The organism is Oceaniovalibus sp. ACAM 378 (assembly GCF_008085915.1).
In the GTDB taxonomy this organism is placed as follows: Bacteria; Pseudomonadota; Alphaproteobacteria; order Rhodobacterales; family Rhodobacteraceae; genus Oceaniglobus.
This window is the reverse complement of sequence record NZ_VSJK01000005.1, coordinates 132,689-147,153: the sequence shown is the minus strand read 5'-3', so window position 1 is coordinate 147,153 and position 14,465 is coordinate 132,689. Positions and strand designations below refer to the sequence as shown.

Here is a 14,465-nt window from a genome sequence, read left to right as displayed (position 1 = left end):
GGGACGGCGACAGAATTCACGCGGTCATCCGGGCCAGCGGTGAAAACCACGGCGGGCGGGCGGCATCTCTGACAGCGCCCAACCCCCGCGCTCAGGCGGCGCTGTTGCGCGATGTCTATCGGCGGGCCGGGTTCGATCCGCGCACCGTCAGCTATATCGAGGCGCATGGCACCGGCACGCCGCTGGGTGATCCGATCGAGGTTGAGGCGTTGCAAAGCGCGTTTGGCGATCTGAACGCCGAGGCCGAGGCGCGCCATGGCCCGGCACCGGCGCAGAACTGTGCCATCGGTTCGGTGAAATCGAATATCGGCCATCTGGAATTGGCCGCCGGAATCGCCGGGCTGATCAAGGTCGTGTTACAGATGCGACACGGCGAAATCGCCCGTTCGCTTGGCTGTGACACGCTCAACCCCTATCTCAAGCTTGAGGGTGGGCCGTTCCGGATTGCCAGCGAAGGCGGTGAATGGGCACGTCCCGTGGACGCCGCGGGAAACCCGCTTTTGCGCCGCGCCGGGGTCAGCAGTTTCGGCTTTGGTGGCAGCAACGCGCATGTGGTGGTCGAGGAATATATCGCCCCGGCGCGTTCGGACTCGGTGGATGTCGAATCCGATGCCCCGATAGCGCCGGAGATCGTCATCCTCTCGGCGCGAAGTGAGACACAGCTTGACGAAATGGCACACGCTCTGGCGGCGCATCTGAACGGTCCGGGCCGCGATGACCGACTGTGCGACATCGCGCAGACGCTGCAATGCACGCGCGAGCCGATGGACTGGCGGCTGGGCCTAGTTGCCCGCGATACCGGTGATCTGGCGGCGCGGCTGAACGGCTATCTGGCCGGCGAGTGCGGGCATCAGGTGCAATCGGGACGCGCAAAAGATGGGCGGCGAATGACGTCGCTGCTGGAACGTGATGACATAATGCGCGTCGCCGCCAACGGGCTGGCCGAGCGTGGCCACCCCGAGGACCTGCTGGCGCTGTGGGTGGGTGGCTTTGATCTTGATTGGCACGCGGTTCGGGGTGGACGTGTCGGGGGGCGCATCACGTTGCCCGGCTATCCCTTTGCCAAGACGCGCCTGTGGATCGACGGTGCGGCGCGACCCGTCGCCTTAGAGCCGCAGACGCGACAGCATTCGGTGGATTTGGACGGCAGCGAAAGTTTCCTGCGCGATCATCTGGTTGCCGGGCGACGCGTGCTGCCCGGTGTCATCGCGTTTGATCTGTTGCGCAATGCGCTGGCGACGCAGGAAACCCCCGATCCGGCGTTTGAGCTGATCGGCCATACCTGGACTCGGCCGATTGATCTGGAGGATGGCGCGCAGCGGGTTTGCGTGACTGTCATGCCCGACCAGCGCTATGAGGTCACCGCGCATGGCGCAAACGGCGATCACCGTCACGCCGAGGGCACTTGGCGCCACCTGCCGCTTGGTGAGGCGCGCCAGATCGACCTTGCGGCTGAGCGTGCCGCCACCCCCGAGCGGGGCGATCCCGACGCGCTTTATGCGCGGTTCGATGCGATGGGCCTGTGTTATGGCCCTGCACAGCGGGCAATTCGCGAGTTTCGGACCGGGCCGGGCCGGGTGCTGGCGCGGCTGGAACACCCCGATGCGGCGGATCACGGGCGGGCGCTTGATCCGGCAATTCTGGATGGCGCGCTTCAGGCGCTGCTGGCGACGCAGGACGGCGATACCGGGCTGAGCCTGCCTTATACCGTGCGCCGCGTTTCCGTGTACGGCCCGACCACGGCGCGCATGTGGGCGGTGATCCGGCCGGGCGTGCAAGGTGAGCAGATCGAGATCTGTGATGACGCTGGCCGCGTGATGGTTGCGCTGGAGGACTTCAGCAGTCGGCCCGTGCAATCGAAACCCCAGCCCCGCGCAGCACTTGCTGTCAGCGCGCCCTCGGCCATTGTCAGCACCGCGCCCTTGGGTGCGGCACGGCAAGCGGCGGCGTTGGCCTGTATAACAGCGATTGCGGGTCGGACGCTCGAAGTCGAACCCGACATGCTTGACCCCGAGGATGAACTGGGTGAATTCGGGTTTGATTCCATCACCATGACTGCCTTTGCCGCACGGTTGAACAGCGAGTTGTCATTGTCACTGACGCCCGCCGATTTCTTTGAGTTTGCAACGCTTTCAAGGCTGGCCGCCCATGTCTGCGACGATCTGAGCGATGGGCAACTGGGCCTGTCGACCATACCGGTGCCAGAGTCGGCGCCTATTCCCGAACAATCTGTGTCCCAAGCCGATAACGCCACTGTTCCACCCAAAGCGATGGCGGAACGCACCGCTTTCGCGCCGCCGCCCCGCACCGATGACGATCCGATTGTGATTGTCGGGCAAAGCGGGATGTTCCCGATGGCCGAAGATATCGATGCCTTCTGGGAAAACCTGCAGACCGGGCGCGATTGTATCTCGCGTATTCCGGCCGATCGTTGGGATTGGCAGGCGATGGATGGCGATCCGCGCAGCCAGCCGGATAAGACCGATATCCACTGGGGCGGATTTTGCGACGGTATCTTTGCGTTTGATCCGCTGTTTTTCAACATTTCCCCGCGCGAGGCGCGGTTGATGGATCCGCAGCAGCGGTTGATGCTGATGCATGCGTGGAAAGCGATCGAGGATGCGGGCCATTCGCCGCGCGCGCTGGCCGGTGGCCGGGTGGGTGTATTCGTCGCCACGTCGTCCAGCGGGTATCGCGACATGATCGGCGGCGCGACGGGGGGCGAAGGGTATGTCGCCACTGGCGCGGTTCCCTCGATTGGTCCCAACAGGATCAGTTACTTCCTCGATTTTCGCGGACCCAGCGAACCTGTGGAAACCGCTTGTTCCAGCTCTTTGGTTGCGCTGCACCGCGCGGTTCAGGCGATCGCGGCGGGCGATTGCGACATGGCTTTGGTGGGGGGGGTGAACACCATCGTCACACCCGAGGCGCATATCAATTTTGCCAAAGTCGGCATGTTGTCACGCGATGGGCGGTGCAAGACGTTCTCGGCTGATGCGAACGGGTATGTGCGCGGCGAAGGGGCAGGGATGATCCTGATCCGCCGCCGGTCAGACGCCGAACGCAGCGGCGATCCGATACTGGCGGTGATCCGTGCCACAGGCATCAACCACGGCGGTCATGCCAATTCGCTGACCGCGCCCAACACCCAAGCCCAGACCGAACTGATCACACGCGTTTATAACAACGCCGGGATTGATCCGCGCAGCGTCGGCTATATCGAGGCGCATGGCACCGGCACGGCGCTTGGCGATCCGGTCGAGATCAACGCGCTGAAATCGGCCTTTGCCGCGCTGCCGCGAAACGCCGGCGATCTCACCGGCACGGGCTGCCGGATCGGCGCTTTAAAGACCAACATCGGCCATCTTGAACTGGCCGCAGGCGTCGCCGGGGTGATCAAGGTGCTGGCGCAATTTCGGCATCGCCGCCTTGCCCCCAGCCTGCATTGCGACATGGTGAATCCCTATATTGATTTGGACGACACGCCGTTCAGTCTGATCGACCAAGCTCAGGACTGGCTGCCGGTATGTGACGCGATGGGGCGCGCGCTGCCCCTGCGCGCCGGAATCAGCAGCTTTGGCTTTGGCGGGGTCAACGCCCATGTCGTGCTTGAGGAATATCGCCCTCGACCGGATGCCATTGCGCCGCCCGCACCGGGTCACGGGCCTGTATTGATCGTGCTTTCGGCACAAAATACCGATCGTCTGGCCGAGGCGGTAAAAGCGCTGGCCGGCTCGGTTTCGGGCGATATGGACCTCTATGATCTGGCGCACACCCTTCAGGTGGGGCGGCATGGGATGGCGCAACGGCTGGCCATCACCTGTGACACGATTGCGGCACTTGTTCGCGCGTTGGCCTTGTACACTGCCGATGGGAGTGGGCCGGGGATCGTGACGGGGCGCGCGCAGGCACGGTCCACAGTCGCTTCCCCGGGCAAGGACGCGCCGCTGGACGAGGTGGCGCGCCTCTGGGTTGGCGGGGCGGTGGTCGATTGGGCGGCCCGCTGGAACACACCGCGCCCGCGCTTGCGCCTGCCAACCTATCCCTTTGCGCGCGACGAATATCGCATCGACGGTCGCATTGAAAAACGAACGGAACACGCCACCAGTCCCGCCAAGAATATCACCCAACTGGACCCGGCGGCGTTCTATCTGCGCGATCACGTGGTACAGGGCCGCGCGATCCTGCCCGGCGCGATGAGCGTTGAGTTGATCCGCCGCGCCGCTGCGCAGGATGGCGGGGCTTATCCCGTGGCGCTGAGCAATCTGGTCTGGCGTCGCCCGATCAGCCCGCCTGCCACCCTGCACGTGACACTGGAACCGAAAGAAGGCGGGCACATCTGCAAAATTATCGCAGAAGGGGCGCCCGCCGCGCCTTATGTGCAGGCTGAGATTTGCGCCACACCGCCCGGGCCTGCGGTAACGCTGGATATCGAAACGCTGTGGCAGAGGTGTGTGACGCCTCACGATCCCGACTGGCTTTATGCGCGGTATGCTGCGCTTGGCATCACCTATGGGCCGGGGATGCGGGCGGTGCGTGCGCTGGCTTCGGGCGGCGATACAGTGATGGCACGGTTGAGCGTTCCGGGTGCCGCTGAAACCGACGAAGCCTTTGGCGTTCACCCGGCGATCCTTGACGGCGCGTTTCAGGCGGTTCTGGCGGCGTTTGACGCCGAGGGGGGCGACGCTCTGGCGCTGCCGTTCGGGATTGACCGGATCGAGATTCACCGCCCCACCAGCCCCGAGATGGTTGCATATCTGCGCAAGCGCCCCGGCGGCGATGGGGTTCTTCGGCTCGACATAGATCTGGTCGACGGGCGGGGCGAAGTGGCGGTGCGGATCTCCGGGTTTTCCCTGCGGCTGCTGAAAGCCACCCCTGCCGCGGCGCCCACCGCCACCGAAGCGCCGCCCGTGCACGCCGCCACCTCGGCGCGCTGGGTGATCGACGCCTGGCTCGTCGATCTGGTGGCCCGTGAGGCCGAAATTGCGATGGATGACATCGCAATGGACGCGCCGCTTGAGGAATACGGGATCGATTCCATCATGATCACCCGGCTCACCGATGTGATGGAGTCCCGCTGCGGCCCGCTGCCCGGAAGCCTGTTCTTTGAACATCGCACGCTTGCGGCCTTGGCCGGATATCTGGCGCAGGATCATGCTGCTGTCTTTGCCGAAACGCCAATCGCACCAATCACCACGCCGATCCCGGTGCGCACCGCGCCCACAGCGATACCCGCCAATGAACCGATCGCAATCATCGGCATTGCCGGGCGATACCCCGGTGCGCGCGATCTGGTCCAGTTCTGGGATAATCTGGCAGCAGGGCGCGACAGCGTGACCGAAGTGCCGCCATCGCGTTGGGATCACAGCGAATATTACGACCCCAAGCGACAGCCGGGCAAGACCACCGGAAAATGGGGTGGGTTCGTCGATGGGCACGACAGGTTCGATCCGATGTTTTTCAACATCGCCCCCCGGGAAGCTGCGTTCATCGATCCCCAAGAGCGGCTGTTCTTGCAATGCGCCTGGGAAACTCTGGAGGATGCCGGATACACCCGTGCGCGTTTGGCCACTCAGGGCGAGACCGGCGTATTCGTTGGTGTGATGTATGAGGAATATCAGCTTTACGGCCCCGAACGCACGGCCGCAGGACAGCCCACCGCTCTGACCGGCAGTGCCGCCTCGATCGCCAACCGGGTCTCGTATTTCTGTGATTTCCACGGGCCGAGCATTGCGCTTGATACCATGTGTTCCTCATCGCTCAGTGCGATCCACCTTGCCTGCGATTCACTGCGCGCGGGCAGTTGTGCGACCGCACTGGCCGGGGGGGTCAATCTGACGGTGCATCCCAACAAATACATTGCCTTGGCGCAGGCACGTTTCTTGTCCAGCAACGGGCGGTGCGAAAGCTTTGGTCAAGGCGGCGACGGCTATGTCCCGGCCGAAGGGGTGGGCGCAGTGCTGCTAAAGCCATTGGCGCAGGCGATGCGCGACGGCGACCGGGTGCATGGCGTGATCCTTGGCTCGGCGTTGAACCACGGCGGTAAAACAAACGGTTATACCGTTCCCAATCCGCAGGCACAGGGCGCGGTGATCACCGCCGCCTTGGCGCGGGCCGGTGTCGCACCCGAACAGATCAGCTATGTCGAGGCACATGGCACCGGCACCAAACTGGGTGATCCGATCGAGATTGCAGCGCTGAGCCGCGCCTTTGGCGTCGGCGCAACACCCGGCGGCTGTGCCATCGGGTCGGTCAAATCTAACATTGGCCATGGCGAAAGCGCGGCAGGGGTCGCCGGGCTGACAAAAGTTCTGTTGCAGATGCGGCACGGTCAGCTTGCGCCGTCGCTGCATGCCGAAACGCTGAACCCCAAGATTGATTTTGCCGCCACACCCTTTTTGGTCCAGCGCAGTCTCGAGGCTTGGGACACCGGGGCGCGGCGCATTGCCGGATTGTCGTCGTTCGGGGCAGGCGGGTCGAATGCGCATTTCATTCTGGCCGAACATCGGGCGCCGACCCGGCATGCCTCTAAATCCGTGCCGGAAATCTATCCGTTCTCAGCCCGCGATCCTGAACGGCTGGACGCGCTGCTTGCCCGGTTCCGTGTCGCGCTTGCATCGCTGGATGAGGCTGATTTGCCGTCGGTCGCCTTCACCCTGCAAGAGGGGCGCGAAGGGTTCGAGGCACGGCTTGCCATTGTCGCCAACGGACGGGCGGAATTGATCGCCGCGCTGGATGATGCCAATGGCGGGGCAGACAGCGATAGGGTGCTCCGGGGCCGCGCTGCCCGTGGGGCCGGGGTGGGCGATCTGTCTGCACCCCTGCCGCAGATCGCCCACCAGTGGACCATCGGCCAGACGGTGGATTGGGCAGCGTTGCGGCGCGGGGCGCAACCCCAGCCGATCAGTCTGCCCACCTATCCCTTTGCCGAAGATCACTGCTGGCTGCATGATATCGCTGCCACCCCGGGACCGCAGGCCGAGCCCCTGCCGCTGCTGTTCGCGCCGACGTGGCGCGAGCAGCCGAGCAAGGCCAACCAACAGAGCGCCGCGCGGCGCATCGTTGTGATCTGTGGGTCCGATGTGGGTCTTGATGGCGGTCCAGACGCGCCCGAAATCGAACGTCTGATCCCGCCGCAGGGGCCGGCGGATGAACGCTTTGGCTTCTGCGCGGCGGGGCTGTTGCGCCTTGTCCAGCGTGTTGCGACAGCACCGCAGGTCTTGATTCAGGTCGTCGTGCCCGCCACCGGCCCCGACGCAGGACTGGAAGGAATGGCCGGGCTGCTGCGCTGTGCCGTGCTGGAGCATTCGGGCCTGCGTTGCCAACTGGTCGCCATGGACTTTGATCTTCCCGATCCGGCGCGGGTCTTGGCGCAGGATGCCGCAGACGGGGCGGAATGGGGCATGATCCGGCACCTGCGCAACCGTCGTCTGATCCGCCATTGGCAAGAGATCGCAGCGCCCGAACCGGCCACACCCTGGCGGCAGGGCGGCGTCTATCTGTTGACGGGCGGGGCAGGCGGGATCGGTCTGCATGTGGCGCAGGAAATCGCCACCGCCGGCGTTTCCCCAACCCTGTGGCTGACCGGCCGTTCGGCGCTGGATGCGGCGGGCGAAGTGCGGCTTGAAGAAATCCGCAGCCTTGGCGCTACGGTTCACCACGCTCGCGTAGATATCACTGACCGGCTGGCCGTCGCTGACCTTGTGCAGCGGATTGAAGATCTCTCGGGTCCGATAACCGGCGTGTTCCACGGCGCGGGCATCACCCGTGATGGTCTCTTGGCGGGTAAATCCGAACAGACGCTGCATTCGGTTCTTGCGCCAAAAGTGGCCGGAGTACTGGCGTTGGACGATGCCTTGGGTGATAGGGCGCTGGATTTCATGGTGCTTTTCGGCTCGGTGGCTGGCGCGCTGGGCAATCCGGGGCAGGGGGATTACGGCGCCGCCAACGCATTTCTCGACCGGTTCGCCGAACTGCGAAATGCGCGCGGTTCACGGCAGGGGCATTGCGTTGCCATCGACTGGCCGTATTGGCGCGACGGGGGTATGCGGATGGACGCACGCGCCATCGCCGGGGTCGAACGTGCGGTGGGTGTGCGCCCGCTGGAAACCGGCCCGGCCCTTGAGGGCCTGCGCGCCATCCTCACGCGCCGCTCTGACAATCAGGTGCTGGTGCTGGACGGCGATCATGAGCGTCTGCGCGCATTGATGCAGCCCCCCGTAAAGGCAGCGCAACCTGCCCGTGCAACCCTTGATGCCACCGTGACAAAATCCCGCGATGATGTCGTGGCGGTGATCAAGCGGGCGTTTTGCACCATCCTTGGCGTAAAGCCCGACCATCTGAAACCGGATGAAACCATAGACCGGTTTGGCGTCGATTCCGTCTCGGCGCTTGATATCATCGCCGCGCTGGAACCCGATTTTGGCGCCTTGTCACCGACGCTGCTGTTCGAATTCCAGACAATCGCACGGCTCGCCGACGAACTGGCGGGACGCAGCCTGCCCGAAGCGACGCCACCGGCCACGGCCCGCGCTGCGGCCAACGTGACCCGCTCCGGCGACGTGGCAATCATTGCGGTCGCCGGGCGCTATCCGGGCGCTGACACCATTGAGGCCTTTGCAGAGGCCCTGCGCACGGGGCGCGATTGCATCACCGAACTGCCGCTCGAGCGGCAGGCGCTTATCCCACGATTTTCCACCAAGAAGGGTGAGCCGGGGGCAAGCCATTGCAAATGGGGCGGTTTCTTAAGCGATATCGACAGGTTCGACGCGGAATTCTTTGGCTATACCCCGCGTGCCGCCGATCTGGCCGATCCACAGGAGCGGTTGTTTTTGCAGACCGTCTGGCACTTGTTCGAGCGCGCCGGGTTGACCCGGGCCGCGCTTGGCGAACGTTATGACCGGCGCGTCGGCCTGTTCGTCGGCGCGATGTATAACCAGTATCCCGGGCTGGCCGGTGATCTGGAAACGCGCAACCTGCTGGCGCTGTCGTCCTATGCGGGCATCGCCAACCGGGCCTCGTTCTTCTTTGATCTGCAAGGGCCGAGCGTGGCCGTCGACAGCATGTGTTCGGCGGGGCTTCAGGCGGTTCATCAGGCCTGCCAAAGCCTTGCCTCGGGGGAATCGCGGCTGGCTGTGGCGGGGGGCGTGAACCTGTCGATCCACCCGGCCAAGTTCGAAATGCTCAGCCGCGGCGGGCTGGCAGGCAGCGGACCGGACAGTCGCGCCTTTGCGCCGGATGGCGATGGGTATTTGCCATCCGAGGGCGTGGGCGCGGTGCTGTTGAAACCGATGACCGACGCTCTGCGCGACGGGGATCGCGTGCTCGGGGTGATCCGGGCCAGCCGGGCCAACCACGCGGGCCACTCGGCAGGATTTGCGGTGCCCGACGCCGGGGTGCAGGCGCAACTTATTGGTGAAACACTGGACGCGGCGGGCATCAATGCCAGCGACATCGGATATGTCGAGGCGGCGGCGACCGGCGCGCGGCTTGGCGATGCGATCGAACTGCGCGCCTTGGCGCAAGTGTTCGCCGATTCTGGCGATGCGCCGCCGGCGCTTGGCTCAGTCAAGGCGAGTATCGGCCATGCCGAGGCGGCATCGGGGTTGGCGCAACTGACCAAGGTGCTGTTGCAATTGCAGGATCGTCGCCTCTTTCCGTCCTGCGGCTTTGCCCGGGCCGCAGAGGCCGGGCGGTTCGACGGCCTGCCGCTGACACCGCAGATCGTGGGTGCGCATTGGCCCGCCCGGATGATTGACGGGGTCGAACAGCCGCGCCGCGCGCTGATTCAATCGTTCGGAGCGGGCGGTTCCAACGTCGCGCTGATCCTGGAACAAGCACCGCCCGGACCTGTCTTGGCACGGACCGAACCGGCGATCCGGGCTTTCCCCCTGTCGGCCCGCACGCCCGAACGGTTGGATGTCCTGCGCCAGACACTCGCCGCCCATCTGCGCAAACACCCCGATCTCTGCCCCGAGTCCTTGGCCCGCACCCTGCAATATGGGCGTGAGAATTTTGAATGTCGCGCCAATTTCACCGCCCGCAACCTGCCCGATCTGATTGCCGCGCTGGCGGGTGACACGCCGCTACAATCGACGGCACATCCCGTAGCGTCAGAGGGCGCGATGGTTGTCCTGCCCGGCTATCCCTTTGCGCGGGATCGTCATTGGTTGCCCGAACCGGGCGAGGCGCCATCGGCGGATGCAAAAATCTCGCCGCTTGCGCTGATCCGACGAACCCTCGCCGCCGAACTGGGCATAAAAGCCGAGATCATCGATACATCACAGCGTTTGGAGCATCTGGGGGCCGATTCCATGGTGCGCACCCGCCTGTTTCACGAGATTGAGGGGGCCTTTGGTCTGGCCCTGACCCCAGCGGACGTCGATCTTTACCCAACCCCCGATGCGCTTGCCGCGCATGTGTCGGCTCAGGCTCCGGCCGATCCGCCCGAAAGTCTTGCACCCCCCGCCCGCCAACGGCTGAGCGCCGCGCAGGAGGGGCTTTGGGTGAATCAGACGCTTTTTCCAGACAGTGCCGAATACAACGTTCCGCTGGCGTTTCGCGGTCGCGGCCTGAGCCACGAGGCACTTGGGCTGGCGATGGCATGGCTGATCGAACGGCACCCGATCCTTGGCGCGCGCGTCGACGATACGGAATGCGGGTTGATCATGGCGCCTGTGGTGCAGGCTCCCACGCTATGCCCGGTCGCGATCCCCAAAGAGATGGATCTTGCTGTTTTGATCGCCCGTCGCGTCGCGGCCCCCTTTGATCTGAGCGCAGGTGTGCTGCGCATCGAACATCTGATCGGCGGATCGTTGGACCCTGATGAAAGCATCGTCCTGATCGTCGTCCATCACATCGCCACCGACGGCACATCTTCGGCAGTGATCACCGCCGATTTCTGGACAGCCTATGAGCATTTTGCCGCCGGTGGCCCCCTGCCTGAACCCACCGTGGGCGCGGATTACGCGGAATTCGCCGGATGGGAGGCGGAATTCATCACATCCGAACGGGGAAGGGCGCAGCGCCGCCATTGGTTGAACCGTCTCGATTCCCCCGCGCCGACGCTGCACCTGCCGTTCGAGCGGGTTGTGGGGGCCGATATTTCCGCCGATAGCCGCATCGTCACAGGTACCCTGCCGCCGGACGTCGGAACACGACTGATCGCGGCGGCGCAGGATCTGGGGATCAGCCCGGCCTCTCTGGCCCTTGCGGCGCTCGCGGTTGTTCTGCACCGCTATAGCGGCGAAACTGACATCGTGGTGGGCGTGCCAACCCTGCGCCGTCCGGCGCGCCGGTTTGCCCGGACGGTGGGATATTGCGCCAACACGATCACTCCACGCCTGTCCATCGCCCCCGAGACGCTATTTGCCACTCTGGCTCAGTCGATCCACGGAGAAATGAACACCGGGCTTGCCAATGCAGACTACCCCTTCGCCGAAATCGCCCGCGTCCGGGGCGGAACCAGCGCGGGCGCGCCGCCGTGGCGGGTGAGCTTTGCCTACCAGAACTTTGGTTTCGATCCGGCGGATCTGGCAGTCATGGCGCGGGGCGATCTATGCTATATGCCCGACATTCGCCAATCTGGCGGGACGGGTATTGATATCGAGGTGGTGAACGGAACGGGTGGGCTGCGCATTTCTGCAGCATACGATGCCAACCGGTACGAGGCGCGGGGTGTCGAACGTTTCGTCACCCATCTGCAAGAGGTATTGCGCTGTGGTCCTGACGCCGGTCACACCGCCGTAGGCAGCATGCCGCTGCTCACTGCGCCCGAGCTTGAGCGTGCGCTTGCCTTTGCCCCGGTCGCAGGGGGCAAGACCGCACCGCCAGTCCATACCACCATCTTCGCGCAGATGAAAAAGACGCCCGGCGCGGTGGCGATGGTCGACGGTGACACGACCATCAGCTTTCGCACGCTGGAATTACGGGTGAAACATCTTGCACGTCTTCTTACGCGGCGCGGGATCAAAGCTGGCGATCGTGTCGGGGTCCTGTTGCCGCGGGGCAGGGATGCCATTGCGACACTGCTGGCAACCTTGGGCATCGGAGCGGTTTGGGTGCCGCTTGATCCTGAATTCCCGAATGCGCGGCTGTCGTTCATCCTGCGCGATGCCGATCTGGCTTGTGTGATGTCGCAGGGTGATCTGGTGGCGCGGATCGCCCCGCTTATGCCCGATGGCCGGGCCGTGATCGACATTGCGGGTGAACGGCCCGGCCTTGCGGCCCGGTTTGCGCGACTGCCAAGGGCGAGGGTGGCTGCTCAGGATCCGGCCTATATTATCTATACGTCCGGCTCGACCGGCACGCCCAAGGGCGTGGTGATCGGGCATGGTGCACTGGCGCACCATTGTGCCGTTGTCGCCAAGGCTTATGGGTTGGGGTCGGGGGATCGGGTGCTGCAATTCGCCCCGCTGGCCGTCGATACGGCAATCGAACAGATCCTGCCGCCGCTGAGCGTTGGAGCCAGTCTGATCCTGCGGCCAGCAGAGCTGCCCACGGGTGAGGCATTCTTGACCTTTCTGCGCGATCGCCGGGTTTCGGTTGCCGATTTGCCGCCGGTCTATCTGCATGAGTTGTTGCGCAGCTGGACACGCAACGGTGCGGATATCAGCGCGACGCAGCTGCGGCTGATGATTGTCGGCGGCGAAACATTGCCGCCCGAGGTGGCCGCCGCTTTCATCCGCATGGCACCTGAAAACCTGCGCCTGATCAATGCCTATGGCCCGACCGAGGCGACGGTGACCGCCCTGATCCACACGGTCACCCGGCGCGATGACGGGCGTTCGGTGCCGATTGGTCGTCCACTTCCGGGCACCGAAGTGCATATCCTTGATCCGCACGGCAACCCGGTGCCCGATGGCATAGCAGGAGAGCTGTTCCTTGGCGGTCCCCGGCTTGCCATAGGCTATCACGGACGCGAGGAATTGACGCGCGAGCGGTTTGCCATCCAGCGGATCGGCGGGCGTGATGTGGTTCTGTACCGGACCGGTGATTTGGCCTCGTTTGGCCCGGATACGGCGGGAACTGTGTTTTTTCATGGCCGCAGCGACGATCAGGTGAAAATCCGTGGACACCGAATTGAGACAGGCGAGATTGAAGCGGCGATCCTTGCGTGCGGTATCGCCGACGCCGCCGTCATCGTCACGGCGAACCGCGCGGGTGATGCGCAGATCGTCGCCCACATCGCCACCGGCGGCGCGGCGTTCGATATGCCTGCCTTGCGCAAACGACTGGCGGCGCGGCTGCCGCGCCACATGCTGCCCTCGGACTGGGTGACACAGGACGCGCTCCCGAAGATGGTCAGCGGCAAGACCGACCGTGGCGCATTGACTCGTCCACGGAACGCACAGGAAACGGCACAGGAAACGGCTGTGCCGACTGCAAAGGATGACCGGATCGAACGCGACCTTGCCGCGCTCTGGGCCGAGGTTCTGGGTCGCGACAGCGTAGATCCTGATGAAACCTTTGAAGAGGCGGGGGGCCACAGTCTGCTGACCGTGCGCCTGATCGAAGCCATCGCCGACAGGTTCGGCCAGCGTCTGTCGGTGTTCGATCTGGCCGAAGCGCCGCGCATCCCCGCTCAGGCGGCGTTGTTGCGGATCAGGGGCGGCGCGCGGACTGGCGGCGGATCGCTGATCGTGCCGCTTCGTCACGGCGATGGCGCCCTGCCGCCGGTTTTTCTTGTGCATCCGGTGGGCGGCTCTGTGTCGCAATATGCCCCGCTGGCTGAAGCGCTGGACGATGGGCGTGCGATCCACGGCATTCGTGCGCGCGGGCTGGAGCGGGGGGAGGAAACCGCGCCCGCATCGATCGAAGGCATGGCGCGGCTGTACTTGAGCGAGATTCGCAATGTTCAACCGCACGGGCCCTATACGCTTATCGGCTGGTCAATCGGGGGGATCATCGCCCATGAGATTGCCCGGCAATCTGTCGAGGCGGGCGAAAGCATCGCCTTTTTGGGAATGATCGACAGCTATACGCCCGCAGCATTGGCCCGGATGGATCGCAGCATAGCGCAGGACAAAGATGCGTCGCCCCACGTTCTGGGCCGGGCGTTCCTGCGCGATCTGTTTGGCGAGGATGTGGAATTGTTTGACGGAGAAGACCCGGTTGCCGCTGCTCTGACCTTACCACGCGTGAAGAGTGTCCTGCCCGGTGCCGATGGCGCAATGATCGCGCGGCTCTACCGCGTCTTTGCCACCAACGTGCAAGCCGTTTCGCGCCACGAGATCACAGCGCGTGCCGTTCCCGCGACCCTGTTCTGTGCAACGCAAAACGGCGGGGAATTGTCCCAGACCGGTTGGCGCGCGCTGCCCGGTGCGCCTTTGTCGGTGCATCCGGTCGAGGCGGACCATTATTCGATCATCGCCAAACCCTGTCTTGTTAAATGGTCCTCCGCAATTCATGGTGTGCTGCGACAAACCACAGACCGAAACCTTTTGCGAAGCGCCGGTGAAACATGA

The 14,465-nt window shown here is 64.5% G+C and carries 1 protein-coding gene (cut by a window edge); it reads left to right on the top strand.

What is annotated here, in order from left to right:
• Positions 1-14,465, top strand: partial view of a non-ribosomal peptide synthetase gene (locus tag FQ320_RS08210; protein ID WP_187393823.1) — the 3' portion only. 5,455 nt of this gene lie to the left of the window's left edge; only the last 14,465 of its 19,920 coding nucleotides appear in the window; the start codon falls outside the window, past its left edge; its stop codon occupies positions 14,463-14,465.